This window comes from Pseudomonas sp. DTU_2021_1001937_2_SI_NGA_ILE_001 (assembly GCF_032463525.1).
Classification (GTDB): Bacteria; Pseudomonadota; Gammaproteobacteria; order Pseudomonadales; family Pseudomonadaceae; genus Aquipseudomonas.
Genome location: NZ_CP135971.1, coordinates 2,080,914 through 2,107,241 on the forward strand (window position 1 = coordinate 2,080,914; position 26,328 = coordinate 2,107,241).

28 protein-coding genes and 2 tRNA genes are annotated in these 26,328 nt (G+C 61.2%); 10 read left to right on the forward strand and 20 right to left on the reverse strand.

What is annotated here, in order from left to right; genetic code table 11:
• Nucleotides 1-532 precede the first annotated feature (532 nt).
• Nucleotides 533-679 (reverse strand) — tRNA-OTHER (locus tag RRX38_RS08740).
• Nucleotides 680-802: 123 nt separating this feature from the next.
• Here RRX38_RS08740 and RRX38_RS08745 point away from each other — a divergent pair.
• Complete coding sequence (locus RRX38_RS08745; RefSeq protein WP_315962254.1) at nucleotides 803-1,651, forward strand: hypothetical protein; 849 nt, start codon at nucleotides 803-805, stop codon at nucleotides 1,649-1,651.
• Between the two features lie 40 nt (nucleotides 1,652-1,691).
• On the opposite strand, the gene RRX38_RS08750 is transcribed toward RRX38_RS08745, so the two are convergent.
• The 14 genes from RRX38_RS08750 to dapA all read right to left on the reverse strand — a co-directional run bounded on the left by RRX38_RS08750 (nucleotide 1,692) and on the right by dapA (nucleotide 11,885).
• A complete protein-coding gene (locus RRX38_RS08750; RefSeq protein WP_315962255.1) occupies nucleotides 1,692-2,153 on the reverse strand; it encodes a DUF1353 domain-containing protein in 462 nt (153 codons plus the stop codon).
• Complete coding sequence (locus RRX38_RS08755; RefSeq protein ID WP_315962256.1) at nucleotides 2,150-2,338, reverse strand: hypothetical protein; 189 nt, start codon at nucleotides 2,336-2,338, stop codon at nucleotides 2,150-2,152. The genes RRX38_RS08750 and RRX38_RS08755 overlap by 4 nt, the downstream gene beginning before the upstream one ends.
• A complete protein-coding gene (locus tag RRX38_RS08760; RefSeq protein WP_315962257.1) occupies nucleotides 2,335-2,808 on the reverse strand; it encodes a hypothetical protein in 474 nt (157 codons plus the stop codon). Before RRX38_RS08760 ends, RRX38_RS08755 begins: the two co-directional genes overlap by 4 nt.
• Before the next feature lie 105 nt (nucleotides 2,809-2,913).
• Nucleotides 2,914-3,291, reverse strand: coding sequence for a hypothetical protein (locus RRX38_RS08765; RefSeq protein WP_315962258.1), 378 nt, complete (start codon nucleotides 3,289-3,291; stop codon nucleotides 2,914-2,916).
• Nucleotides 3,292-3,348: 57 nt separating this feature from the next.
• Nucleotides 3,349-3,957 carry a DUF4376 domain-containing protein gene (locus RRX38_RS08770; protein WP_315962259.1) on the reverse strand — a complete coding sequence of 203 codons (609 nt, stop codon included), beginning with the start codon at nucleotides 3,955-3,957 and terminating at the stop codon, nucleotides 3,349-3,351.
• 474 nt (nucleotides 3,958-4,431) lie between these two features.
• A complete protein-coding gene (locus tag RRX38_RS08775) occupies nucleotides 4,432-5,415 on the reverse strand; it encodes an IS5 family transposase (RefSeq protein WP_315962260.1) in 984 nt (327 codons plus the stop codon).
• Nucleotides 5,416-5,543: 128 nt separating this feature from the next.
• Nucleotides 5,544-6,470, reverse strand: coding sequence for a hypothetical protein (locus tag RRX38_RS08780; protein WP_315962261.1), 927 nt, complete (start codon nucleotides 6,468-6,470; stop codon nucleotides 5,544-5,546).
• Nucleotides 6,471-6,619: 149 nt separating this feature from the next.
• Nucleotides 6,620-7,048: a hypothetical protein gene (locus tag RRX38_RS08785; protein ID WP_315962262.1), complete on the reverse strand. Its 429-nt coding sequence runs from the start codon at nucleotides 7,046-7,048 to the stop codon at nucleotides 6,620-6,622.
• 57 nt (nucleotides 7,049-7,105) lie between these two features.
• Nucleotides 7,106-8,083 (reverse strand): site-specific integrase, encoded by a 978-nt coding sequence (locus tag RRX38_RS08790; protein ID WP_315962649.1) that lies wholly within the window; start codon nucleotides 8,081-8,083, stop codon nucleotides 7,106-7,108.
• A gap of 108 nt (nucleotides 8,084-8,191) precedes the next feature.
• Nucleotides 8,192-8,281, reverse strand: a tRNA-Ser gene (locus RRX38_RS08795).
• A gap of 81 nt (nucleotides 8,282-8,362) precedes the next feature.
• Nucleotides 8,363-9,073 (reverse strand): phosphoribosylaminoimidazolesuccinocarboxamide synthase, encoded by a 711-nt coding sequence (gene purC, locus RRX38_RS08800; protein ID WP_315962263.1) that lies wholly within the window; start codon nucleotides 9,071-9,073, stop codon nucleotides 8,363-8,365.
• Nucleotides 9,074-9,108: 35 nt separating this feature from the next.
• A complete protein-coding gene (locus tag RRX38_RS08805) occupies nucleotides 9,109-9,867 on the reverse strand; it encodes an MBL fold metallo-hydrolase (RefSeq protein WP_295478303.1) in 759 nt (252 codons plus the stop codon).
• Nucleotides 9,868-10,989, reverse strand: a complete 1,122-nt coding sequence (bamC, locus tag RRX38_RS08810; RefSeq protein WP_295478300.1) for an outer membrane protein assembly factor BamC — start codon at nucleotides 10,987-10,989, stop codon at nucleotides 9,868-9,870.
• Nucleotides 10,990-11,006: 17 nt separating this feature from the next.
• Nucleotides 11,007-11,885 (reverse strand): 4-hydroxy-tetrahydrodipicolinate synthase, encoded by an 879-nt coding sequence (dapA, locus tag RRX38_RS08815; RefSeq protein ID WP_295478296.1) that lies wholly within the window; start codon nucleotides 11,883-11,885, stop codon nucleotides 11,007-11,009.
• A 383-nt stretch (nucleotides 11,886-12,268) separates the two neighbouring features.
• Between dapA and RRX38_RS08820 the strand changes: the two genes are divergently transcribed.
• Both RRX38_RS08820 and RRX38_RS08825 read left to right on the forward strand, forming a co-directional pair.
• Nucleotides 12,269-12,832 carry a glycine cleavage system protein R gene (locus RRX38_RS08820; RefSeq protein ID WP_295478292.1) on the forward strand — a complete coding sequence of 188 codons (564 nt, stop codon included), beginning with the start codon at nucleotides 12,269-12,271 and terminating at the stop codon, nucleotides 12,830-12,832.
• Between the two features lie 11 nt (nucleotides 12,833-12,843).
• The gene (locus RRX38_RS08825) at nucleotides 12,844-13,317 is read left to right on the forward strand and encodes a peroxiredoxin (RefSeq protein WP_295478289.1); all 474 of its coding nucleotides are present in this window, start codon (nucleotides 12,844-12,846) and stop codon (nucleotides 13,315-13,317) included.
• A 33-nt stretch (nucleotides 13,318-13,350) separates the two neighbouring features.
• Here RRX38_RS08825 and RRX38_RS08830 read toward each other — a convergent pair whose 3' ends face one another.
• Entirely contained in the window at nucleotides 13,351-14,421 is a 1,071-nt protein-coding gene (locus RRX38_RS08830) for an AI-2E family transporter (RefSeq protein ID WP_295478286.1), read from the reverse strand.
• 39 nt (nucleotides 14,422-14,460) lie between these two features.
• Entirely contained in the window at nucleotides 14,461-14,709 is a 249-nt protein-coding gene (locus RRX38_RS08835; RefSeq protein ID WP_295478283.1) for a sulfurtransferase TusA family protein, read from the reverse strand.
• A 138-nt stretch (nucleotides 14,710-14,847) separates the two neighbouring features.
• On the opposite strand from RRX38_RS08835, the gene RRX38_RS08840 reads away from it, so the two are divergent.
• Nucleotides 14,848-16,281 (forward strand): M48 family metalloprotease, encoded by a 1,434-nt coding sequence (locus RRX38_RS08840; protein ID WP_315962264.1) that lies wholly within the window; start codon nucleotides 14,848-14,850, stop codon nucleotides 16,279-16,281.
• Between the two features lie 52 nt (nucleotides 16,282-16,333).
• On the opposite strand, the gene nadA is transcribed toward RRX38_RS08840, so the two are convergent.
• On the reverse strand, nucleotides 16,334-17,392 hold the full coding sequence (gene nadA, locus RRX38_RS08845; RefSeq protein WP_295478277.1) for a quinolinate synthase NadA: 1,059 nt from the start codon (nucleotides 17,390-17,392) through the stop codon (nucleotides 16,334-16,336).
• 341 nt (nucleotides 17,393-17,733) lie between these two features.
• On the opposite strand from nadA, the gene RRX38_RS08850 reads away from it, so the two are divergent.
• Nucleotides 17,734-18,294, forward strand: a complete 561-nt coding sequence (locus RRX38_RS08850) for a thioesterase family protein (protein WP_315962265.1) — start codon at nucleotides 17,734-17,736, stop codon at nucleotides 18,292-18,294.
• A gap of 12 nt (nucleotides 18,295-18,306) precedes the next feature.
• Here the strand turns inward: RRX38_RS08850 and RRX38_RS08855 are convergent, their stop codons facing one another.
• A complete protein-coding gene (locus RRX38_RS08855; RefSeq protein WP_410524878.1) occupies nucleotides 18,307-19,365 on the reverse strand; it encodes a DUF1176 domain-containing protein in 1,059 nt (352 codons plus the stop codon).
• Nucleotides 19,366-19,476: 111 nt separating this feature from the next.
• Entirely contained in the window at nucleotides 19,477-20,412 is a 936-nt protein-coding gene (locus RRX38_RS08860; RefSeq protein ID WP_315962267.1) for a LysR family transcriptional regulator, read from the reverse strand.
• Nucleotides 20,413-20,799: 387 nt separating this feature from the next.
• Here RRX38_RS08860 and RRX38_RS08865 point away from each other — a divergent pair, with 387 nt between their 5' ends.
• From RRX38_RS08865 to RRX38_RS08885, 5 genes are all read left to right on the forward strand, one after another.
• A complete protein-coding gene (locus tag RRX38_RS08865; protein ID WP_315962268.1) occupies nucleotides 20,800-22,320 on the forward strand; it encodes an amino acid ABC transporter permease/ATP-binding protein in 1,521 nt (506 codons plus the stop codon).
• 33 nt (nucleotides 22,321-22,353) lie between these two features.
• Nucleotides 22,354-23,226: a phytanoyl-CoA dioxygenase family protein gene (locus RRX38_RS08870; RefSeq protein ID WP_315962269.1), complete on the forward strand. Its 873-nt coding sequence runs from the start codon at nucleotides 22,354-22,356 to the stop codon at nucleotides 23,224-23,226.
• Nucleotides 23,227-23,254: 28 nt separating this feature from the next.
• Nucleotides 23,255-24,088, forward strand: coding sequence for an ABC transporter substrate-binding protein (locus tag RRX38_RS08875; RefSeq protein WP_315962270.1), 834 nt, complete (start codon nucleotides 23,255-23,257; stop codon nucleotides 24,086-24,088).
• Between the two features lie 51 nt (nucleotides 24,089-24,139).
• The gene (locus RRX38_RS08880) at nucleotides 24,140-24,871 is read left to right on the forward strand and encodes a class II aldolase and adducin N-terminal domain-containing protein (RefSeq protein WP_315962271.1); all 732 of its coding nucleotides are present in this window, start codon (nucleotides 24,140-24,142) and stop codon (nucleotides 24,869-24,871) included.
• Between the two features lie 109 nt (nucleotides 24,872-24,980).
• A complete protein-coding gene (locus RRX38_RS08885) occupies nucleotides 24,981-26,273 on the forward strand; it encodes an NAD(P)/FAD-dependent oxidoreductase (protein WP_315962272.1) in 1,293 nt (430 codons plus the stop codon).
• Nucleotides 26,274-26,328: the final 55 nt, after the last annotated feature.

A 26,328-nucleotide genomic window follows, 5' to 3' on the forward strand; every position in this document is an offset into this window, starting at 1 on the left:
GACCTAGGTTTTGTACGAAAAGTGCCTGCGCTCGGCCATGCTGCGTTAAAAACAGACTCGGAATGCTCATTTACTCCAGTAAAGTCGCCCGCGACTCCGACCGTTCCTCGCCTGTTTTGACTCGCTGGCGCTCGCCCTTCGGGTCAGCCTACGGCTGTTACTCGCTTCGCTCGTTGCGCCTTGCCTGACCTTCGCTCGCCGACTTTTCGTACAAAACCTAGAGCCTCAGAATTGCTGAGCGACAGTTTTCAATACGTTCGCGAAACTTACCGAGCCTGAATGGGGTTGAAAACTTAGCGATGGAAGCCCGCTTCAAACCACCCACTTTTAAATACCGCGACAGAACTGTCCGACAATAAAACCGTACGCACCGCCGGTATTCTAAAGTTGCTGGCTGCCTGTAACTAACGAGAAGTTTCGTCAGCCGATTGGCGCCTGAAAATTGCCAACCATGGCGTGACTGAGGAGCGCGCGGAAAAATCCGCCACAAACGAAAAACCCCGCGAGCCTGAACTCACGGGGTTTCGATGTATGGCGGAGAGATAGGGATTTGAACCCTAGGTGCCATTGCTGACACAACGGATTTCGAATCCGTTTTTGGCATCAGAAAAATCTGGACTAAAAATTATAAATCCTTATTTTTCAACGTCTTAAACACAGCATGATTAACCAGCACTCCACACCACTCGGGGGAGCGATTCCCCCAAAATTCCCCCATGAAAATTGCTAGGATCACGCCAGTGAAAAGCTGGCAATCTGCCCGTTTTTTAGATAGTCCATCATTTAGGGAGCGGGCACGATCATGGGTTCAGAGGTGGCGCGGGTAAAGCAGCGATCCGCAAGCAGGAAGCTCGTCGAGGATTTGTTTGAAGACTCCCAGCGTGTGTACGTAGTGCATTATTCTTGCGAGTCGTTCTATGAGAACTCCACTGGGGGGTCAACCAGGGTTACATCCATCGCCATCCGCAACCTGAGGACTGCACAGACCAGATCGTGGTCCATACACAAATCGGCCGAGCTCCAGCATTGCCTGGACAAAATTAATGAAAATTTCCCGGCTCTTGAAAAGGCTATGCTCGAAGGATATTTCGGCTTCCTCCAGCAGAACAGCCATTGCAGGTTTCTTCATTGGAACATGCGCGATGAGAATTACGGTTTCTTTGCTCTGGAGCATAGGTTGCGGGCGCTCGGGGGTACCCCTTTCGAGCTGCAGGATGATAAGAAGGTAGACCTTGCTCGCATCCTTGTAGAAATATACGGGAGGCAGTACGCCTCTCACACGTCAGCGTCTGGGCGTAAGGGACGAATTTTCAGCATTGTCGAGCTGAACCACATCGCAGATCAAGATGGCCTAACCGGCGCCCAAGAGGCCGAAGCCTTCGTCAAAGGCGAGTACCTGAAACTGCATCAATCGACGCTGCGGAAACTGGATATGTTTTCCAACATATTCGAACGGATGCACGCGAAGAACCTGAAAACCAGCGGCAGTTGGTTCGATGTGAATGGCATCCATCCGGTGTACATTATCGAGCAGATCAAAGCTCACTGGATTACCACGCTGATCATCGTGTCAGGCGGCATCGTCGGCGCGGCGGTAAAGTACTGGGACGTGATTGCCAAAATATGGGGCCCAGGCAGCAGCGGTTCCTAACAGAATCGGGCATTCTGCCAGCCAGCCAGACTGTTCGACCTCAATCCCGCGCCATGACAAGCGCGGGTTGCAGCTTTCCGCGCCACGCCACCCGCTCCACCTCAGACATCAGCTCAAACGCCAGATCCTCGACCTTTATGCCGCCCGCACAGGCGGCGTATCGCGGGCCGCCACCGACTCGCAAGCCCAGGTGCATCAGCCCTGCCCGTTTCTTGTCGGCCCCGGCCACCAGCAACATTTCGTAGAACAGTGCGTCACAGACGACGCGGGGCAGCCGGTTGTCGCAGTACAGCAGGTCGTGGATCACGCCACAGGCTCGGTCTTCAATGCCAGACAGAAGCGGCTTGACGATCCAGGGCGTTGAGGCCAGATCGGTGATGAAGTATTTCGGCGCCGTGTAGATCGTTCCGTCAGCGGCCTGGTACCGGAAGTCGCTCATCAGCACCCACTCGCCTTTGGCGTAGGCCTGGAGCACCAGCGGGTCGAGGAACCGGTCACTCATTCGGATTCACCCGAACAAGTGACCTGCACCCGGTTGGGGGCAATGGATGCATTCACAAGGATCCGATTGGCCATGCGGGCAGGCTCGGGCACCGAGCAGTAGGCGTTGGCGGCGTAGCTCAGGGCCTGGACTGCGCAGCCGGGGAGCATGGCGGCAATGGCGATCAGCAGGACAAGGCGCTTCATGCCAGCTCCTCCATCGCCTGGGCATAGAACCCATCCCACGTGTGCCGATGCGGCTTGCCCGGGCGCCAGGTGCGGACGTACAGCGCCCAGGCCTGCTGGACTTCGCCAACCGCTGGCAGCGGCGCGGGATCGGTCCACAGCAGCAGGCGGGCGAACGCAGCGGCCAGCACGTCGTCATGCTCCATCGCCGCGTGCACGGCATCAGCGGTCGGCGCCACGCCACGGGCCTCGCACACCGAGCGTGCCAGGGCCTTGGTCGTGTGGAACTCTAGCACGCCACGCACACCACCTCCCTTCTCGAACTGCCACAGGCCACGGGCCGGGCCATTGCCGAGTTGACGGCGGTGTTCGAGGCGACTCTCTTGCAGGCCGACGGTCAACAGCATCTGCTCAGCACGTCGGCCAGACATTCTCGCAGGCAGCAGAGCGAGCGCCGGGGCAATCGCCGAGGCGCGGATTTGTTTCAGCACGGGTACTTTCCTTTGGGCGAAAAAAAGCCCGCTCAGTGGCGGGCTGGGTTACCGGAATTTGTAGTCGCTTGGCGGCCTTAAGCGCCTCTCTCGGCGCCAGACACCTCACCCAAGGCGGGCTGCCTTCACGCTTGGATTGAGCTGAGACTCCAGATAGATCTCCACAGCTGCAGCCCAATGCCTGTCGGCAGGGTTGATCAGCGAAAATAGCAGTAGTCGGGCATCGCTTTGAGTGATCAGTTCGGCCATAGATCCGCCAGTGTTCGCCACGATATGTTCAAGAGCCCGCTTGCGGGCGTTCGTCAGGTGGCGGCCGACCTTGACTACACCGCCGGGCCGCCAGAACACATACACGCCAGGATGCGCCACATAGTCCTCTGCGCATGCAGCGGCCTCAGATACGGCGAGCTGTCGGATGTGGAACCGATCAGCAATGACTGAGAACTCCGCTTCGAATCGGTGTATTACGTCCCTAATTTCCATTCGTGCACCCTTGTCAATGATGCGTCCATGATGCCCAAACGCCACTCGGGATGTCATCTACGGCCAGCCCCGCTCCAGCATCTCTGCCGTGATCGAGCCATCAGCCACAGCAGCGAGCAGCTCGGCTTCACGGTCGAAGCAGGCTTGGACGTGGTCCGCGACCGCATCAGCCATCAGCAGCACCTGGTCGCCGGGCAGATCGACAAAGCCCTCGTCGGTCTTCCAGCGCAGTGTGTATCCATCTTCGCGGGAGGCCCGGAGCGCAGCGCCGTTGATGAGCAGCTTGGAGCGGTCGTCGGTGGCCACCTGCATTCCCTGCAGCTCAATGCCTGAGGTCTCGGCTTGGTAACGGCGAGCAGCAATGAGTGGCAGCCATTCGGCCGCCAATGCCGCGTCTCGCTCCGCCTTCTCTGCCGCAGTCATGTTGACCTGCTGGCGCTTGACGACCACGACCTTACGACCGCTGTCCACGCTCAGGGTCTCTGCGCCCCATTTCTTGCCGTCGCCGAGCTCACCCGACTCGTCGATCTCGGGCCACCAAGCAGCACCGTGGACGCCAAGAGCAGGATCAGTCCACGACAGGTCGGCAAGCGACTCCGGGGCAAGCCCCTGTAAGAAGTCTGGGATCGGTTCGCGCTTTGCCACACCATCTTCAACTTTGACCATTTATGATCTCCTCAACGAGCACGAAGCCATGCGCCAGGTCCAAGGGGCGGCACATAGAACTGTGTGGCCGGATTGTATGAAGGCACGATCACGCCGCGCTGATAGTTGGCCCCAGCGCCAAACAATAGAATGTCGCCTTTGTACCCCAAGGCCGAAATCCCAAGGTTGTCAGGGAGAGCGTCCCAACTTGTTAGACCCTTGGTGTTTTTCCTTGTCTTGTACGTCGAGCCTTGACTTACGACCACAAGCCAGTTCCCGCGCCTATCGTTTGCGATTCCGTACGGGATTGCAGCACCGCCGCCACTCATGATGTTTTTTAATGAGCCATTTGAAATCTCAGCCCAGGATATGCCGTTATGGAAACTCCGAACAAGTTGCCCATCAGCCGGAAATGGACGGCTTAGGGATGCCGAAAAACCCGATTTTCAGCCGTTAATTATTGGAAAACCAAGGCATAGCCTTGGTTTTCTGTCCTTACGGGTGCACCTCTCCCGCAGCAGGCAATAATTGCCGGCGCACCATCCACAGATTCGACAGGGCAAACAGCGTGGTCAGTTGCGCCGTGTTCTTGGCCAAGCCACGGAAGCGGGTTTTCACATAGCCGAATTGGCGCTTGATCACACGGAATGGATGTTCGACCTTCGCTCGCGCCTGCGCTTTGACCTTCTCGATCTTGCGTCTGGCTTTGTAGAGCACGCTGCGTTTGCTCAAGTGCTTGTAGGTGCTACGACGAGCCGCAATCTGCCAGATCACCGGCCTTCCTTCATGCTCCGGCCGCTTCTCCACGCCGGTATAACCCGCGTCGGCACAGATAAAATTTTCATCGCCATGCAACAGGTGAGCGACCTCCGTTACATCAGCCACATTCGCCGCTGTGCCGTGGACGTGGTGCACCAGACCCGACTCGGCATCCGCACCGATATGCGCCTTCATGCCAAAGAAATATTGGTTACCTTTCTTCGTCTGATGCATCTCGGGATCGCGTTTACCTTCCTTGTTCTTGGTCGAACTGGGTGCGTGGATGATTGTGGCGTCGACAATGGTGCCGTGGCGCAACGACAAGCCCTTGTCTCGCAGGTAATTGTTGATGGTTTCCAGGATGCCCGCCGCCAACTGATGCTTCTCCAGCAGGTGCCGGAAATTCATGATCGTTGTGTCTTCGGGAATCGGAGCGCTGAGCGTCAGACGAGCAAACTGGCGCATCGAAGTAATCTCGTACAGCGCCTCTTCCATGGCTGGATCACTCAATGAGAACCAATTCTGCAGCAGGTGAATGCGCAGCATGGTTTCCAGTGGATACGGCTTGCGGCCACAGCCAGCCTTTGGGTAGTGAGGCTCGATCAACGCTACCAACCCGCTCCACGGAACCACCTGTTCCATCTCGGCCAGGAAACGCTCGCGACGGGTTTGCTTGCGCTTACCGGCATACTCGAAATCGGAAAAGCTCATCTGGCTCATGGGATGGCGGGCTTGTAGAAAGCAGTTGGACGGAGGGCTATTTCAGCACAGGTCAGATGGCCTGTGCTGACTTGATCGGAGAATCCCTAGTGCCCAGAGCGCATCCAAGCACCTTCTAATACTAGAAATTAAAGATCTAGATAGATTGCAATCGGATCAACGATAACGTGGTGACCGTTCAGCTTTGTAAAGAGACCTTCAATATGACCAATAGCTTTGGAGGCCTGCATCAGTATTTCGCTCATATATTCTTTATCCCACATACTGCCGTCATCATCACTGTCCTCGCTATCCCCCGAGCGCACACGCGTAACAATACCCACCATAACCAGTTCAACATCGGTAGCCCTGGAATAGCTTTTGAATAATGAATCAAGCTCATCCTTCAAGTACGCTCGCTTGAGATCAGCCGAAACATTACAGTCAGCCATTTGCATATTAATATCGACTCGCCCTTTGTAGCCATGCGCAAGTACAGCAGCGATACTCTCATATTGAAGCCGCTCATTAGCAATGACTTCCTTAGGAAGTGGGGATTTAGAAAGGCGGGCTAACTCCGAGGTCAAATTGTGAGTTTTTTTATTTAAAACTTGCGCCTCAATCAGCTCCTCTATTAGCGCCGCCCTCTCATCCATAGTAGATAAAATTGCGCCAGCCGCCTGCAATTCAACAAAGGAGTTAAGTGTTTCTACGGTACCCCCCGCATCTACAAAGTTAGCCCGAGCCTTGAGCTTTACTATTCTACTGTCGTGAATCGAGTTCACTAACTCATCAAAAGAAGAGCTCGCAGAAAAGTGATTGATTTTTTTCAGCTCTTCAAGCCTCTGTTCAAAAAGCGAGTACGCATAGTCATGGAGAAATTTCTTCTCAAAACTAGCTGCCGTAGTCTGAATAATCTCGCCCATTTTCTTGCCGCTATCATCTGGACCGAGTTGCTCCTCGGTATCAGAATCTTTGCGAGAAGACTCTTTTAAAACGTAATCCGTTACCCCCTCCATAATTTGCGAGGATAACGAATACATCTTATACTCATCGAGGTAAACGAAGCTTTTCACGCTCAGACTTCCTTTTCATGTATTCATCATAATGCCGCTGACGAGTTTCCCGCTTAAGAGACTCTCGATTGCGAGTATCTTTTATTGACCAAAATCCAAACACTGCCACTACAACAGCAAAAATCGGTGCGACCAATAAAACCAAAAGGTTAATCATTTGCCACCTCGACTGGCGCCTCAGGCGCGTACGCCAATCTGTCGTAAACAACAAGACTGACCAGGAAAGACACCACTGCCATGAACATAGATGACCAAAGTATACCTGACGTATTAACTTCATTCGACACCTCCGAAAAGACCGAGGCTGCATATAATACCGAATAGAATATAAGCGCCAGAACTGTAACCCCAGTCACCGCTTGTTTCCATGTAGCGCCATGGGTATCGCTATACCTTATTTCGGCCAAAACGGAAATATGTATCACGATCCCAAGAGAAATAAAATCAGATGCTGCAACAACTGGTATCCGTTCTCCATTAACCAAGTTTGCGACAATCAATCTCATGAAAATAGGTACCATCCCTAACAGCACGGTATATATAAGCCACAAGATCTTTTTATCACTGACCGCAAACATTCTCACGTCCCTGCAAATCTCAAAGCCTGCGATAATGGCAAATGGCAACCAAAAAATCTACCCTAGCCGCTCGGCTAAATCCTGCGGGCTCAGATGGGTATACCGTTTGAGCATCGCCAAAGTTTTGTGCCCGGTGATACTGGCCACCTCCATCGTGCTGAAGCCCCGCTCAAAGAAACGACTTGTGGCCTCATGACGTAGGTCGTGCAAGCGCAGACCATCGATTTTGGCCGCCTCACACGCCTTAGGAAAGTAGTTGCTGATCGTGTTCAGTGCCAGGGTGAAATATCGCCCTCCACCAATCGGAACCGGCAGCATCTGCAGCAGCGCCATCGCCCTGGACGACAACGGCACCGCTCGACGCTCGCCGTTCTTGGTGTCTTCAAGGTAGGCCACTTTGCCGCGCACCTGATCCCGGCGCAGTTCATGCAGCTCAGAACGCCGCATAGCCGTCTCCACCGCTAGCTCGATAAAGATAGGCATCTCATGGTGCAGGTCAGTTGCAGCCTTGTAGAGCGCCAGCAGCTCCCCTGGCGAAGGTCGGCGATCACGCTCCTTGCTGCCCTTCGGCATGCGAATGGCGCGACACGGGTTCGTCAGCCCCTCAATGCCCCATTCCTTGGTCGCTACGGTGTATAGGTGGCTGATCACAGCCAGGTCGAGCCGAACGGTGGCAGTAGACTTGCCTTCCTTCAGCTCGGCGTCCCGATACGCGGCCATGTCACTGGAACGGATCGCGGCCATCGATTTGTCGGCGTACTTGGAGGCTTGCCACTTCTTGATGCGGGTTTCTTCCTGCTTGGCGCCCTTCTTAGTAGAGGTCACCTCGGACAGGTAGCGCTCAAGCGCTTCGCTGAGGGTGGTGCTTTCGGCTTCCCGCATGTCGACGAATCGCGCCCGCGACATATCGCCCTCGATCTCCGCCGCCCAGCGGTGGGCCTCGGCTTTGGTATCGAAGGTGGCAGTCAGTGTTGGATATCCCTTGCGGCGGATCTGGGCTCGCCAGGCGTCCCCGCGCTTTTCGTAGTAGGCCATGGGCAGGATCATAGCGAGAACCTGGGGGAATGGCACGCTCCCCCATTCCCCCAAAATTCCCCCAAATGCAAAAAGCCCCGAGCGTCAAAACGCTCGGGGCCTTTAAAATGGCGGAGAGATAGGGATTTGAACCCTAGGTGCCATTGCTGACACAACGGATTTCGAATCCGTCCCGTTCGACCACTCCGGCATCTCTCCAATGGCGCGTATGATACCAGCCTGATTGCAGAAGTCGAGTCTTTTCTGCAATTTTTTTTGTGCTATCAAGCGCTTGCGAACTTACAGCGGCACGCCCAGACGCTGCGCGACTTCTTCGTAGGCTTCGATCACGTCGCCCAGACCCTGGCGGAAGCGGTCCTTGTCCATCTTCTTGCGGGTTTCCTTGTCCCACAGACGGCAGCCATCAGGGCTGAACTCGTCGCCCAGGACGATCTGGCCGTGGAACACACCGAACTCCAGCTTGAAGTCGACCAGCAGCAGGCCAGCGTCGTCGAACAGCTTGCTCAGCACCTCGTTGACCTTCAGCGACAGCTCCTTCATGCGCGCCAGCTGCTCGGCGTTGGCCCAGCCGAAGGCCACGACGTGGGATTCGTTGATGAACGGATCACCCTTGGCGTCGTCCTTGAGGAACAGTTCGAAGGTGTAGGGGTTGAGCTTCACGCCCTCTTCGACGCCCAGGCGCTTGACCAGGCTGCCGGCTGCGTAGTTACGCACCACGCACTCGACCGGGATCATGTCGAGCTTCTTCACCAGCGCTTCGTTGTCGCCCAGCAACTTGTCGAACTGGGTCGGTACGCCGGCTTCTTCGAGCTTCTGCATGATGAAGGCGTTGAACTTGTTGTTCACCATGCCCTTGCGGTCCAGCTGTTCGATACGCTTGCCGTCGAACGCCGAGGTGTCGTTACGGAACAGCAGGATCAGGCGGTCGGCGTCATCGGTCTTGTAAACCGATTTGGCTTTGCCGCGGTAGAGTTCTTCGCGTTTTTCCATGATGGGCTCCGCTTGCGTTGAGGTTGAGACTGCGGCTAGGCGATCTGGCGCCAGTCGAGCCCACAATCTTGATCGGCCAGTTGCAGCCAGTCCGGGTCGCACCCGAGGGTGTCGACGAAACATTGCCGGGCCAGCTGCGGCCGGTTGTTCTTGCTGCTCAGATGGGCCAGCACCAGGTGTTGCAGTGTCTGCCATCCCAGCTCGCTCACCAGGCGCGCGGCCTGGTGATTGTTCAAATGTCCTGTGTCGCCCCCCACCCGCTGCTTGAGAAAGACCGGGTACGGTCCCCTGGCAAGCATGTCGCGGCAATGGTTGGCCTCGATCATCAGGGCATCCAGGCCCTGATAGCATTGCAATACGCCCGGGCAGTAGGAGCCCAGGTCGGTCAGCACGCCGAAACGCCGCTGACCGTCACTGAAGACGAACTGGGTCGGCTCCAGGGCATCGTGGGCCACCGACACCACGTCGATGTCCAGCGCACCGATGCGCAGCCGTTCGCCGGCATTGAGCAGGCCTGCGGCCTCCACCGGCTTGCGCAGCCCGCGCAAGGTGCCACGGCTGAGATACACCGGCAGATTGTAGCGCCGAGACAGCAAACCCACGCCATGCACATGGTCGGCATGCTCGTGGGTCACCAGAATCGCGCTCAGTTGTTCGGCTGCGACGCCCAGCCTGGCCAGGCGCCGCTCGGTCTCGCGCAGCGAAAAGCCGCAGTCGACCAGCACATAGGTATCGCGGCTCGCGACCAGCGTGGCATTGCCACGGCTGCCGCTGCCCAGCACCGCAAAACGCACTTAGCCCAGGTGGTCCTGAATGACGCTCAATACACGGCGTGCCACATCGGCAGGCGCCACGGTATTGATGTTCTTCTCTACGGTCACCTGCACGCTGTCACCGACCTTGCTCAGGCGCACCTGATAGCGCTCGGCACGGGCCTCGAGCTCTTCCTTGGTCGGCTTGTTGCCGAACATGCCGCTGAAGAAGCCGGGCTTCTCGTCAGGCTGCTTGGCGCGCTCGGCCAGGTTGATGTAGTACAGGCCCAGGCTGCGGTTGATGTCTTCGACACGCCAGTCACCCTGGTCCAGGGCACGGCCGACACTGGACCAGGCACGGTCGAGGTCCTCACCCACGTTCAGCACCGGGTTGCCGTTGCCGTCGGTGCTCAGGCTCACGCGGCTTGGCGCATCGAAGTCACGCGCAGCGAGCAGCGACACCGAACCGCCCTGCTCGGCGTTGCGGCTCATGCTGGCCAGCAGGTCATCGGTCAGCGACGAGTCGACGCCCAGGTTGACGGTACGCGCCGGGAATTCCACTTCGCTGGTGCTGCCCGCCGGACGGCTGACGCTGACCACGTAGATCTCGCTGGTGTTGCGCTGCACGCCCGGTTCGATACGCACGCGCACGCGGGTCTCGGCGTCACTGGCGGTGCCGCTGGCGCCCAGGCGACGCGCCACAGGCGCGGAGAGTTCGTCGCTGCGCTGCCAGGTGGTGGTGAACTCACCGGTCTGCGGGCGCTCTTCGGCGATGCGGAAGCCGTTGTCTTCGAAATACTGGTGGGCGATCGGCCAGACCTCGGCCGGTGGGCGCTGGGCCAGGATCCAGCGCGCATCGCCATTGCGCTGCAGGCTGAAGTCGCTGGACTGCGCGGAATCGACGCTCAGCGGCTGGGGACGGGGTACCTGGTACTCGCCGCTCTTCTGCGCGCTGTCGGCGACATTACGCGGGATCGGCAACAGCGGATCCATGCGCTTGACGCTGGTGATGTCGGAAGGCACCTGCATCGGTGCGGTCTGGGTGGCTTCCAGGTAATCGCTGCCGCGATCACGGAAGTACCCGTCAGGGCCCCACAGCCAGCCGCAGCCACTGGTGCTGGAGATGATCAGGGCAAGTGCGGAAAGTCCGGCCAATCGCTTCATTGCGTTGTACTTCCTCATTAGACCAGTACACCGGCCTGGCGCATGGCCTGGCGCAGCGGTTCGTGGCAGGACTGGCTGAGCCAGGTGAGCGGCAGACGGATACCGGTCTGCATCAGGCCCAGCTCATGCAGCGCCCACTTCACGGGGATAGGGTTGGATTCGACGAACAGCGCGCTGTTGAGCGGCGCCAGGCGGTCGTTGATGGCACGGGCAGCGGCGGCATCACCGCGCAAGGCGGCGGCACACAGGTCGCTCATGGCGCGCGGGGCGACGTTGGCGGTGACCGAAATGTTGCCCTTGCCGCCCAGCAGCATCAGTTCCACGGCGGTGGCGTCGTCACCGGAGTAGACATGGAAGTCGCTGCTCACGCCTTCGATGATCTGCCTGGCGCGCTCCAGGTTGCCGGTGGCTTCCTTGATACCGATGATGTTGTCCACCTTGGACAGGCGGATCACGGTCTCGGCCTGCATGTCACAGGCGGTACGGCCAGGAACGTTGTAGAGGATCTGCGGAATGTCGACGGCACCGGCGATATGGCTGAAGTGCTGGAACAGGCCTTCCTGGGTCGGCTTGTTGTAGTACGGCACGACCAGCAGGCAGGCATCGGCACCGGCGCTCTTGGCATTGCGGGTCAGCTCAACCGCTTCGCTGGTGGAGTTGGCACCGGTGCCGGCGATGACCGGTATACGTCCGGCCACCTGGTCGACCACGCGACGAATCACTTCGATGTGTTCATTCACATCCAGCGTCGCCGACTCGCCCGTGGTGCCCACGGCAACGATGGCGTTGGTGCCCTCTTGCAGGTGGAAGTCCACCAGTTTGCTCAGGGCGTCCCAGTCCAGACTACCTTGCGCATCCATGGGTGTGACTAGCGCCACCATACTGCCCGCAATCATGCAACCGCTCCTGCCGGAAAAAGAGAGCCGTAATGGTACTGGCGCCATCAGCCTTGTACAAGCTGGCGGCGCCAGGCGTTTGGGCGCAGCTCGCTGCGCATGGGCAGCTTGTCGGGCGCGATTCCGTCAGGCGACTGGAGCGCGCCCGGCATTCCCCTGCGCGCCGTATTTCGCTACCCTTGGCCCTTTGCTCGATATCGTTCGCCTGCGCACTGAGTCCAATCGTCCGGCCTTGCCCTCCGACAGCCCCGTTCCAGCGCGTCGCGCCCCTGCCCCGGCAGGCCACGACCCAAGGCTTCGAGGTCCTCGTCGTGCAGCCCGCCGCGTCGATCGTCCGCACCAGGCAGGCCAGATACCGACCGTTCATCATCTAGGAATGCTGCATGTCCTCCACCCCCTCCGTCCGCGAACAATTCCTCGTCATCAGCGCCCTGGGCGCCAGCCCCATGGAACTGGCCAACGTCCTGTGCCGGGCCAGTCATGAAAGCCGCTGCTCGGTGGTCAGCTCGCGCCTGACCCGTCACGGCGAGTTCAGCGCACTGGTGCTGCAGGTGTCCGGCAGCTGGGACGCCCTGGCTCGCCTAGAGGCCGCACTGCCCAACCTGAGCAAGAAACACGCTTTCACCATCAGCGTGGTGCGCAGCGCGGCCCTGGACAACCGTCCCGAGGCCCTGCCCTACGTGGCTTACGTCAGCTCGGCCTACCGCCCGGACATCGTCAACGAGCTGTGCCAGTTCTTCATCGACCACAACGTCGAACTGGAGAACCTCACTTGCGATACCTACCTGGCACCGCAGACCGGCGGCACCATGCTCAACGCGACCTTCACCGTGACCCTGCCGGCCGGCACCCAGATCAGCTGGCTGCGTGATCAGTTCCTGGATTTCGCCGATGCGCTGAACCTCGATGCACTGATCGAGCCTTGGCGCCCACAAGCCCCCATGTAAAGGAGTCCCCGATGGCCGTAGCAGTCGACCAACCCGTTGCCGATTTCCAGGTTCCCGCCACCAGCGGGCAGACCGTCAGCCTGTCCGGCCTGAAGGGCCGTCAGGTGGTGATCTACTTCTACCCGAAGGACAACACCCCGGGCTGCACCACCGAGGGCCAGAACTTCCGCGATGCCATGGCGGAATTCGAAGCGGCCAATACCCTGGTGTTCGGCGTCTCCCGCGACAGCCTCAAGACCCATGAGAACTTCAAGGCCAAGCAGGCTTTCCCGTTCGAGCTGATTTCCGACAAGGACGAAGCGCTGTGCGCGCTGTTCGACGTCATCAAGCTCAAGAAGCTCTACGGCAAGGAATATCTCGGTGTGGACCGCAGCACCTTCCTGATCGACAAGAACGGCGTGCTGCGTCATGAATGGCGCGGCGTGAAGGTGCCTGGCCATGTCGACGAGGTCCTGGCCCGCGCCCGCGAGCTGAACCAGGCCTGAGCGGAGGGCGGCAGCCGCTGCCGCCCTCGCCCTTCAGAGAATCGGCGCTACTGTCGGTTCCTGCCGCGGCCACGCATCGAGCACCGCCTTGAACAGCGTGGCCAGCGGGATGGCGAAGAAAATCCCCCAGAAGCCCCACAGCCCGCCGAACAGCAGCACCGCGCAGATGATCGCCACCGGATGCAGGTTCACCGCCTCGGAGAACAGCATGGGCACCAGCACGTTACCGTCCAGCGCCTGGATGATGCCGTGGATGGCCATCAGGTAGATGAACTGGTCGCCCCAGCCCCACTGGAACAGCCCGATCAGCGCCACCGGCACGGTGACCACCACCGCGCCGACATAGGGCACCACCACGGAAATCCCCACCAGCAGCGCCAGCAGCGCCGCGTAGTTGAGCCCCAGGGCCACGAAGGCCACGTAGGTGACTGCACCGCAGATGAAGATCTCGATGACCTTGCCACGGATGTAATTGGCGATCTGCCGGTTCATGTCCTTGGCCACCCGGGTCAGCAGCGCCCGCTCACGCGGCAGGTAGCCGCGTGCCCAGCGGCGCATCAGCTGGCGGTCCTTGAGGAAGAAGAACACCAGGATCGGCACCAGCACCAGGTAGATCATCAGGTTGACCAGCAGTGGCAGGCTCGACAGTGAAAAGGTCAGCGCCAGCTGGCCGAACTTGCCCACCTCGCCCCGCGCCACCTCGATGGCCTGCAGCACCTGCTCGTCGGAAACCAAGTGCGGGTAGCGCTCGGGCAGCAACAGCAGCAGCGACTGCCACTTGGCGAGCATGCCCGGCAACTCGTTGAACAGGGTGATCAGCTGATGCCACAACAGCGGCACCAGAACCAGCAGGAACACCAGCAGGCCGCCGATGAACAGGGTGAACACCAGCCCGACCGCCAGACGCTCCGGCAGGCGCAGGCGCACCAGCAGGTTGACCACCCCCTGCATCAGAAAGGCCAGTACCAGCCCGGCCAGCACCGGGGCCAACATGCCACCGAGGGTGAGAATCAGGGTGAAGCCCAGTAACAGCAGAACGGCCAGCACCACCGCCTCCTCGTCGGAGAAGTAGCGCTGCATCCAGTCGTGAAGCACCTTGTACATCAAGCATCCTTTTGTGCGGTGAAGCGGCGCCGTGCCAGATCAGGCCTTGCGCAACCAGTAGGTATAGGTTCCACCCTCCACGTTCTCATGCAGCAGCGCATGACCGGCCAGGCGCGCGAAACTGCGAAAGTCGCGTTGCGAGCCGGCGTCGGTGGCCAGCACCTTGAGCACGGCGCCACTGTCCAGGCGATTGAGTTCCATCTTGGCCTTGAGCAGTGGCAAGGGGCAGTTCAACCCGCGAGCGTCCAGTTCGGCATCGCAGATTGGCGGAGCTACAGCGTCAGACATCGTTTCTCTCCAGCCAGGCACATCCACCTGGCAAAAAGTGTTCAGCATGTTGCGTACAGGCCTCGAAGAATACCGCACTCTGGTCAGCAAGCCATTGAGGCAGCTACAGTAGGTGTTCATTCGTCCAGAGCCGCGTGCATGAATTTCCTGCGTCCTACACTGCTCACCCTGGCCTGCCTGCTGGCCTCCCCAGCCATGGCCGATGACCTGCCGTCGCTGGGCGATTCCAGCTCGTCGATCGTCTCCCCCGAACAGGAGCACCAGTTGGGTCGCGCCTGGCTGGGCATGTTGCGTTCGCAAGTGGACCAGCTCTCTGACCCGCAGCTCAAGGACTACGTGGAAACTTCGGTCTACCGGCTCGCGGAGACCAGCCAGGTGCAGGACCGGCGCCTGGAGTTCATCCTGATCAACAGCAAGCAGCTCAACGCCTTCGCGGCACCGGGCGGCATCATCGGGGTCAACGGCGGGCTGTTCCTTTATGCGCAGACCGAGGGCGAGTACGCCTCGGTGATGGCCCACGAATTGGCTCACCTGTCACAACGCCACTTCGCCAGGGGGGTCGAGGCACAGCAACGCATGCAGGTGCCAGTCATGGCCGCGATGCTGGCCGGTATCGTCATGGCCGCCGCCGGTGCCGGCGATGCCGGCATCGCCACCATCGCCGGCTCTCAGGCCGCCGCGATTCAGGAACAACGTCGCTTCTCGCGGCAGAACGAACAGGAAGCCGACCGCATCGGCATTCTCAACCTGGAAAAGGCCGGCTACGACCCGCGTAACATGCCGACCATGTTCGAGCGCCTGATGCGCCAGTACCGCTACGACGCCAAGCCGCCGGAATTCCTTCTCACCCACCCGGTCAGCGAATCGCGTATCGCCGACACCCGCAACCGCGCCGAACAGGCACCGCCGGGGGGCAAGGAAGACAGCATGCGCTACCAGCTGATGCGCGCCAGGGTCGCGTTGATCTACGAAGAAACCCCTGGCATCGCCGCCAAGCGTTTCCGCGCCCAGCTCACCGAGAACCCCAAGGCCGACTACGCCCGCTACGGCCTGGCCATCGCGCAGATCAAGGGCGGACAGCTCAACGAAGCCCGCGAAGGCTTGAAGACGCTGCTGGACAAGGCCCCCGACGACATCACCTACAACCTGGCGCAGATCGACCTGGACATCACCAGCAACCGCCTGGCCGACGCCCAGCAGCGGGCCGAACGCCTGCTGGTGCAGTACCCCGGCAACTACCCGCTGAACCAGGCGCGTATCGATGCCCTGCTCAAGCAAGGCAAGAACGCCGAAGCGGAAAAGGCCCTGGATGCGCTGCTGAAGAACCGCCAGGCTGACCCGGACATCTGGTACCAGGTGGCCGAAGCCCGCGGCCTGACCGGCAATACCGTCGGCCTGCACCAGGCGCGTGCCGAATATTTCGCCCTGATGGGCGACTTCCGCCAGGCCATCCAGCAACTGGACTTCGCCAAGCGCCGCGCCAGCAACAACTTCCAGCTGGCCTCGCGCATCGACGCGCGGCAGAAGGAACTGGCCGAGCAGGAACGCCTGGTCAAGGACATGATGAACTGACAACGAAAAAGCCCGGCAGCGATGCCGGGCTTTTTCGTTGATGCACGCGAGGTCAGGCGTTGCCGGACAGCTTCAGGCGCGCGGCCTGGGTGAAATCCAGCATGCGCTGCAGCGGGCGTACCGCATGCGGAATCAGCGCCGGGTCGACGAAGATCTCGTTGCTGCCCTCCTGCAGGCACTGCAGGGTCCGCTCCAGGGTGTTCATGGCCATCCACGGGCAATGTGCGCAACTGCGGCAGGCCGCACCGTTGCCGGCGGTGGGCGCTTCGATGAACACCTTGTCGGGACACAGCTGCTGCATCTTGTAGAAGATGCCGCGGTCGGTGGCGACGATGAACGTCTTGTTCGGCAGGCGCTGCGCCGCGGCGATCATCTGGCTGGTGGAGCCCACGGCATCGGCCAGGGCAATCACCGATTCCGGCGACTCGGGGTGTACCAGGATCGCAGCCTCCGGGTACAGCGCCTTCATGTCTTCCAGCTGCTTGGACTTGAACTCTTCATGCACGATGCAGGCACCGTCCCACAGCAGCATGTCGGCACCGGTCTGGCGCTGGATGTAGCGACCCAGGTGCTTGTCCGGCGCCCAGATGAGCTTCTCGCCGTTGTCCATCAGGCTTTCGACGATCTCCAGTGCACAACCGGAGGTCACCACCCAGTCGGCACGCGCCTTCACCGCTGCCGAGGTATTGGCATACACCACTACGGTGCGTTCCGGATGCTGGTCGCAGAACGCCGAGAACTCGTCGATGGGGCAACCGACGTCCAGCGAGCAGGTGGCTTCCAGGGTGGGCATGAACACGCGCTTCTCCGGGGTGAGGATCTTCGCGGTCTCGCCCATGAAGCGCACCCCGGCCACCAGCACGGTGCTGGCCGGATGATTCTTGCCAAAGCGCGCCATTTCCAGCGAGTCGGCGACACACCCGCCGGTTTCCTCGGCCAGGGCCTGGATCACCGGGTCGCAATAATAGTGAGCCACCAGCACGGCATCGCGCGCCTTGAGTTCGGCGGCGATCTGCGCGCGGTAATCGGCTTGTTCTTCGGGGCTCAACACCCTCGGCTGCTTGGCGGCCAGATGCGCCTGCACCAGAAAGCGTTCGGAAATCTGCGTCATGTTGGCTGGACCTGAGTGCGCGCGGGCGCGTCATGCAAGTTTACACCCGTATAACAGGTGGAGAAGCCCGCCCCTCGGCGGGTCGGGCCGCAGGCCATCCGGCCAGCGCGGCGCCAGGGCGAAAGCGCGCCGATTCTAACGCTAATGCGCGCCTTTAACACAGCTTTTTACCCGCCTGTATGCCAATGATTCCTAATGCTTTTTTCACGCCTGTACGCCGCCTGGCATGCAGCGCAAGCCGCGCTTGCACAAATCGCCTGGAATAAGTCATTTCTGCAGTTACAGAATGCCCTGGCCACACCGTACAGTGCAGTCTTCCATTCGCCATGCAGGGCTCGTTCATGAATCTGTGGTTTCGCTTGATCTTCATGCTGCTGCGCCGTCCCTGGCGCAGACCGGTCGACGGCCTGGCCGTCACGGTAATTCCGATGCGCGTATGGCCGCTGGACCTGGACTTGAACCGTCACGTCACCAATGGCCGCTACTTCACCCTCGCCGACGTGGGGCGCATGGACTACGTGCTGCGCAGCGGTGCCTTCCGCGCCGCGCTGCGGCATCGGGCGCGGCCGATCGTCGGTGATGTCTGGGGCAAGTTCAGGCGAGAACTGAAACTGTTCGAGCGTTTCGAGATTCACACACGCCTGCTGGGCTGGGACGACAAGTGGAGCTTCATCGAGCACCGCTTCGTCAAGGATGAGCGCACCGTTGGGGTGGTGATCATGCGCGGTCTGTTTCGCGGCCCCAAGGGCAACCTCGCGCCCGCTGAACTCATCGCCGAAATGGGGCTGCAGCATTCACCACCATTGCCCGAGTGGCTGGCACGCTGGTCAGCCAGTTGCGATGAGCTGAGCGCCGGCCTGCGTGACGAAGAACAGGCTGGCGGTGCCGTGGCGGGCCGCTGAGCGGCCTGTCGATCATGGCGCGTCCACGGTGCGCCACAACACCGGCCACTGGGCTTCATTCAGCCCCATGCAAACGCCCATCTGCGCCAGGTGCGTCAACCTGAATCGCTCACCGTCGTAGCGCCAGCGCGCCGAAGTGCCACAACCGCCCATGCCCATGGCCAGCTGCAGGCTGCTCAACTCGCCAGTGACCGGGTCGAAGTCCACCTCGCCGGTGGGCTGCAGGTCCGGCCAGCGGGACATTTCGGCCATATTGATCGGGCGGGCCTGGTCAGGGTGCGCGAGCGGCACCTGGTACAGGCTGTAGGTGCAGTTATACGCCGCACAACCGGTCTTGATGATCACCAGCGCCTGGTTCGTAGTAAGGGCAAACGCCTTGCCCTCGGGAGGGCTGTCCTCATACACCTCGGCCTGCCATTGCGCCCGCGTAGTGGCCATCACCGTATCCAACAGCCGCTGGCTATCGGCCGGACTCAGCGGCGCCGGAGCCTGCCAGGCCGGCAACGAGGGGGGCGCCGGTGCCGTCGGTACGCTCGCGGCAGGCGCCGGCCCCTGGCGTAGCAGCGCCGTGGTGGAACCGATCCGCCCCTGTACGGAGTCCATCAACAGCAACGCGGCGCTCATGCCAGACAGCGAGGCCACGACCACGCCGTCAGCCACCGGCAGGCTCAGCTGCTTGCCATTGCGCAGCTCGGCGAGCAGACGCTGTGCGCTGTCGCCCTGCACGGCGAAGACTTCCCCGACATCGCCGGTATCGGGCCGTCCGGGGCCCAGGCGAATGCTCAGCGGCTGGCCGTCGAGCAGCGGCTGGCCGGTGGGCGGGTTGTAACTGAACAGCCCCACGCGCAACTCACCGCCCGGCCCCGCCTCACGGGTCACGCGCAGGCTGTAGGTGTCGGTGCCGGTGTCGTCACGTGCCTGCACGGCCGCGATGGCGGTGCAGGCGCGGGTATTGTCGCAACCCACCAGCCAGTCCTTGATGTCGCGATAAAGCGGTGCTTCATCGGCCGCCAGAACAGGGGACGCCACAAGGGCAAGCAGTAGAGCGAAGGCGGATCGAGTCAAGGGCATGCTACCTGAGCCGGGAAAACCGCCATTAGAACAGGCCAGCGCCCAGACAGGCAGCGTGCGGCTGCCTTACACAACAAAAGACCTGCGCTGCACAAGGGCCGCCTCGTCGCCTCATACAGCGTGCGGCTCGTCTTCCTTGATGACCGGCGACAGATCGAAATCGCGGCAGTAGTCCATGAACAGCCGCGTGGCCTTGGTGGGTTCGTTGTTGCGCAGGTAGGCCATGATGAAGGTCGACGCAGGCATTTCGTCATGGATGTTGACCTGCGCCAGGCGCTTGCCGTCGTAGGTCAGGTCGGTGGTCGGGCGGGTGACCAGCACCGAGAAGCCCAGGCCCTGGCCGACCATGCAACGCACCATTTCGATCGAGGGCGAGCTGTAGGCGACCGTCGGGTGATAGCCCTTCTCCTTGAAGATGTCGATGAAGTAGTTCCTGCTTGGCACCACGTCAAGCAGGATCATCGGTTCGCGGCTCAGCTCCTTGAGGGTCACGGCCTTCTTGCCGGCCAGAGGATGCGCCGCCGGCAGCAGCGCATAGGGCTTGTGCGGGGCGTTGAGCTTTTCCTTGTTGATCGAGTCACCCAGCTCCAGGTCGTAGAGGAACACCAGGTCGAAGCGCCCCCGGTGCACGCCATGCATCAGCTCGTGCTGCTCGCCGTCGTGCAGCTGGATGGTGATCTCCGGGTAATGCCGCTTGAAACCGGCCACCAGGCGCGGCATGTACAGCGGCGCTGCCGACTCGAAACAGCCAATGGCGATGGTGCCGGAGACCATTTCGTTCTCGGCACGAGCGTTCTGTTCAAGCTCGTAGGAGAGCCTCAGCAATTCCTTGGCTTTTTCATACAGCCGGCGACCGCTGGCGGTCAGCGAAACGCCTTGGGCGTGATGCCGAATGAATAACTTCTGACTGAAACTTTCTTCAAGATTCTTGATGGCCACCGAAATGGACGGCTGGGAGATATGCAATTGTCGAGCGGCCTCGACAATACTGTCTTCTTCGACCACGGCGACAAAGTATCGAAGTTGTCTCAACGTAAAGTGGGTCATCACAACTCCATAGCCAAAAACTTTTCAGTGCAGATTTCTGAATAGTTTGCAATCCACAAGCGAAAGCCGTGCCACGCCCGCCACGCCAAGTAAAACCGCCGTTAAATCCGCTACATGGCTAAAAACCACACCCGAACCCGGCCTGTCCACGCGCACCAAAATACTGCAAATCCGGGCCATGAGCAGTGCCACGCACCCTCGTAGAGCATATTACTGAACAGCGTCAACCGAGTAATTAGCTCAATAACTAACATAGGACAATCCTATGCAAAGGCACGTAATTTTCTAATTGACGATAAGTCACTCGGTTATTGATTCTGTAGGCATCGGTACACGGCGCTCACAACTAAGCGTGCATTTCACATTCCTCAAACGGGCCTGATAACGATGACTTTCGACTGGAAATACATGTTCGGCCTTTTTGGCGATACACAGTTTTGGCTGGCCACCTGGACGGTCATCAAGCTCAGCACCCTGACCTGGGTCATCAGCATCGCCCTGGGGTTTTTCGTCGCCCTGGCCAAGCAGTCCCGCTTGCCCGCACTCAACCTGCCCGCGCGGGGCTACATCTGGTTCTTCCGCAGCGTGCCACTGCTGGTGCTGCTGATCTTCATCTACAACCTGCCGCAGGCCATCCCGGCCACTTCGGCGGTGCTGGCCAACCCTTTCTGGGCCGGTCTCATCGCCCTGGTAATCTGCGAGACCGCCTACGTCGCCGAGATCCACCGTGGCGGCCTGCTGTCGATTCCCAAGGGCCAGGGTGAAGCGGCGCGGGCGCTGGGCCTGCGTTTTCTGGGCACGCAATGGCGCGTGGTGATCCCCCAGGCGCTGCGTGTGGCCTTGCCGTCGCTGGCCAACGAGTACATCTCCATCGTCAAGCTGAGTTCGCTGGTCTCGGTGATCTCCCTGACCGAGATCCTGATGGTCGGCCAGCGCCTGTATTCGCAGAACTTCCTGGTCATGGAAACCATGGCTGCCGTGGCCTTCTACTACGTGCTGATCGTCACCGTGTTCGACTTCCTGCTCAAGCGCCTGGAACGCTTCCTCGACGTCACCCAGCGTGAAGTGACCCGCACCCCCGACGAGCAGGTGCTAGCCCTGGCCACCCAGCAGGCCGCCGCCGTGCAGCGCCCGGCACTCGACCTGCACACCCCCGCCCTGCAGGCTGCGCGGCTGCACAAGGCGTACAACGATGTCGAGGTGCTCGGCTCGGTCAACCTGCAGGTCAAGCCCGGTGAAGTGGTGTCGGTGATCGGCCCGTCGGGCTCCGGCAAGACCACCTTGATCCGCCTGCTCAATGGCCTGGAACAGCTCGACAACGGCGAGATCCAGATCAACGGCCAGCCGTTCATCCACCTGCGCAAGGACGGCGCGCAGAAGCCCCGCTTCATCGAACACACCGAGCACCGCCTGAACATCGGCATGGTGTTCCAGAGCTTCAACCTGTTCCCGCACCTGAGCGTGCTCGACAACCTGCTGCTCGCCCCGCGCTACCACCGCCTGGACGAACCCGCCGCGCTCAAGCAGCAGGCCTACGCGCTGCTGCACAAGGTCGGCATGCTCGATCACGCCTGGAAGTACCCGCACCAGCTGTCCGGCGGCCAGCAACAGCGCGTGGCCATTGCCCGCGCGCTGATGATGCGCCCGCAGATCATGCTGTTCGACGAGCCGACTTCGGCCCTCGACCCGGAGAAGGTCAACGAGGTACTGCAAGTGATCGAGTCGCTGGCCCAGGAGGGCATCACCATGGTGATCGTCACCCACGAGATGAACTTCGCCTTCAAGGTCTCGGACCGCATCGTCTTCATGGAAAAGGGCCGGGTGGTGTGCGACGACGCCCCCCAGGTTCTGCGCAATGGCCAGCACCCACGGGTCGAGGCCTTTCTCAAGGATGTGTCGCTCGCCTGAGCTTTCCACCCACTTACTCGGAAAACCTAAGCCATGCTCGAACAATCGCAGATCGAACAGTTTCACCGGGACGGATTCCTGGTCGTCGAGAACGTGCTGTCGGAGGAAGAACTCATTGCCCTGCAGGGCGACTTCGACCTGTGGGTGGAAGACAGCCGCAGCCACACCCAGCCCTGGGGCAAGACCCAGGACGGCCGCCCGCGCTTCGACATCGAAAGCGATCACAGCGCCACTCACCCCTCGCTGCGCCGGGTGAGTTCGCCGACCGAAATCTCACCGGCCTACCGCGAAGTGGCGTTCAAGTCACGGATGGCCATCATCGCCGCACAACTGATCGGCGGCAGCGGCACGCGCTTTCACCACAGCAAGATCAACTCCAAGCTGCCGCACACCGCCACCCAGGTGAAATGGCACCAGGATTTTCTGTTCACCCCGCACAGCAATGACGACGTGGTCACCGCCCTGCTGATGGTCAGCGAAGTGACCCCGCAGAACGGTCCGCTGACTGTGATCCGTGGCAGCCACAAAGGCCCGCTGTGGTCGCACTGGCAGGACGGGCGCTTCACCGGCGCCGTCGACGACCAGGTGGTGGCCGAGCATTGCGGCCAGCCGGTGGCCTGCTACGGCCCGGCCGGCTCGGTGTGCTTCATGCACACCCGCCTGCTGCATGCCTCCAGCCCCAACAACACCGAACTGCCACGCACCCTGTTCATCAGCGTGTACGCCGCCGAGGACGCCCTGCCCTTCGGCGACAACCCGCTGCCCAGCGAGCATTGCGGCGTACTGGTCGCCGGTCAGGAAAGCGGCCTGGTACGCAGCGTCGCCAACAGCGTGCGCCTGCCGCAGAAGCCCCGCGGCGCTTCCTTCTTCGTACAACAGGCCGGGCTCGACCAGGCCGCCAGTTGATCCTTTACCCACTCAGCGGAGCATCGTCATGAAACGACCAAGCGTCTCGACTCGAACACTTTCCACCGCCCTGCTGGGCACCGCGATCACCCTGGCCTCGGCAGGCGCTTCGGCCTTCCAGCAAACCGGCAAGCTCAGCGCAGGCTCGGACCTGACCTTCTTCCCCTACGAGTACATGGACAACAACCAGCCGGCCGGCTTCGACATCGAGTTCCTCGACGGGCTGGGCAAGGTCATGGGGCGCAAGGTGGAAACCCTCGACACGCGCTTTCCCAACCTGATCACCGGGCTGCAGGGTGGTCGTTTCGACATCGTCAACTCGTCGATGTACATCACCGCCGAGCGCATGAAAGTCATCGACATGATTCCCTACCTCAAGAGTGGCGAGTCGATCATCGCCCTCAAGGACAGCAGCTATCAGCCCAAGCGCCCCGAAGACTTCTGCGGCCACAAGATCGGCTCGATGGGCGCGACCTCCTGGCTGCAGCAACTGCACAAGCTCTCGGACGAGTACTGCGTGAAGAACGGCAAGCAGCCGATCGCCATCAGCGAGTTCGGCACCGACCCGCAGACCACCCAGGCGCTGTTGTCCAAGGCCGTCGAGGCGCAGATCACCGACGCCGCCGTGGCCCGTGGGGTGATCGACAAGCTGGGCAACCGCCTGGTGATTTCCTCGGACACGCTGATCTACCCGGTGCTCAACGGCTTCGGCGTGAAGAAAGGCAACGACGAGGTGAAGACCGCACTGGTCGACGCCCTCAAGCAATACAGCGCAACCCCCGAATACGCGGCCCTGCTGAAGAAGTACAACTTCCAGGCCCCCACCGAAGCGGACATCGCCGAGCTGATGCCCAAACCCTGACCCCTCACCGGTCGTCCGCGTTTGGCAGACGACCCTTCTGGAGTGAAGACCATGGCACTCTCCCACGAGGAACAGCTGCGCATCGACCTGGCGGCGACCTTCCGCGTCATTGCCCACCTGGGCATGCACGAAGCCGTCGCCAACCATTTCAGTGCCGCCGTGTCCGAGGACGGCAAGCGCTTCCTGCTCAACCCGAAGTGGAAGCACTTTTCGCGCATCCGCGCCAGCGACCTGCTGCTGCTCGACGCGGACGACCCGCACAACGCCGAGCGTGACGACGTGGACGCCACCGCCTGGTCGATTCACGGACAGATCCACCGGCGTCTGCCCGAAGCGCGTGTGGTGCTGCACCTGCATCCGGTCTACACCACGGCGGTGGCCTGCCTGGCCAAGCCGCACGTACCGCCCATCGACCAGAACACCGCGCGCTACTTCAAGCGCCTGGCCATCGACGAGTTGTATGGCGGCATGGCCGACACCGAAGCCGAGGGCGCGCGCCTGGCCGGGCTGCTGGATGGCAAGCGGCGGCTGCTGATGGGCAACCATGGGGTGATGGTGATCGCACCGACCATCGGCGAGGCCTTCGACGACATCTGGACCCTGGAGCGTGCCTGCCAGGTGCTGGTCGCCGCCTGGTCCACCGGCCAGCCGCTGCGCGTGCTGTCCGACGAGGTGGCGGAAAAGACCGCACGCGCCTGGGAAAAGATCACCGACTTTTCCGAGCAGCACTTCGCCGAAATGAAGGCGCTGATGATCCAGGCGGACCCTTCCGTGCTGGACTGAGACGCACACAAGACGTCGGCCCGGACGCAGTCAACAGCAGGGCCGCGTACTCGATTCCTACTGTCTGATTTACGGCCGAACCCCCAGCGGGCGGCCGAAGGGTACCGTCATGAACAAATTACCGACCACGATCGACACTTTGGTGGTGGGCGCCGGACAGGCCGGCGTCGCAATGAGCGAGCACCTGGGCCGCCTGGGCATCGAGCACCTGGTGCTGGAAAAGAGCCGCATTGCCGAAGCCTGGCGCACCGGGCGCTGGGACTCGCTGGTGGCCAACGGACCGGCCTGGCACGATCGCTTTCCGGGCCTGGAATTCCAGACGCCCCCGGACGGTTTCCCTGGCAAGGACGAAATCGCCGAATACTTCGAAACCTACGCCCGCCACATCAAGGCACCGGTCCGCACCGGCGTGGCCGTGACCCGGGTCAGCCGCTGTGAAGGCCAGAGCGGCTTCATCGTCGAAAGCTCGGCAGGCAGCGTGCATGCGCAACGCGTCGTGGTGGCCACCGGGCCGTTCCAGAAACCGGTGATTCCGGCCATCGCCCCACAAGACGAGGGCCTGTACCAGATCCACTCCGCGCAGTACTTCAACCCCCAGCAACTGCCCGAAGGCGCGGTCCTGGTGGTGGGTGCAGGCTCGTCCGGCGTACAGATCGCCGACGAACTGCTGCGCGCCGGCAAGCGTGTCTACCTGTCGGTCGGCCCGCACGACCGTCCGCCGCGCGCCTATCGCGGCCGCGACTTCTGCTGGTGGTTGGGCGTGCTCGGCCTGTGGGACACCGAGACCATGCAGAAGGGCCGCGAGCACGTGACCATCGCCGTCAGCGGCGCACGCGGCGGGCACACCGTGGACTTCCGCCGCCTGGCCCAGGCCGGCATGACCCTGGTCGGCCTGACCGACACCTTCGCCGACGGCAAGGTGCGCTTCAAGGACGACCTGGTGCACAACCTCGATGCCGGCGACGCCAACTACCTGGCCCTGCTGGATGCCGCCGACGCCTACGTCGCGCGCAACGGCCTGGACCTGCCAGAGGAACCCGGGGCGCGTGAGCGCGTGCCGGATGCGGCGTGCATCCGCGAGCCGCTGCGCGAACTGGACCTGGCGGCCCACGGCGTGACTTCGGTGATCTGGGCGACCGGCTACGCCAACGATTTCAGCTGGCTGCAGGTCGACACCTTCGACGCCAACGGCAAGCCGCGCCACCAGCGGGGCGTGGGTGCCGAACCGGGTATCTACTTCGTCGGCCTGCCCTGGCTGAGCCGTCGCGGATCGGCGTTCATCTGGGGCGCCTGGCACGATGCCCGGCATGTCGCCGACCAGATCGCCATCCAGCGCAAATACCAGAACTATCCGCCCGCCGCCGCCAGCGCCGAGCCGGCCGCCCAGTCGCGTATCGCCTGATGTTCCCTGCTGCGGCATGCCCGAGCGCATGCCGCCCTACCCTGTTCAGGAGCCT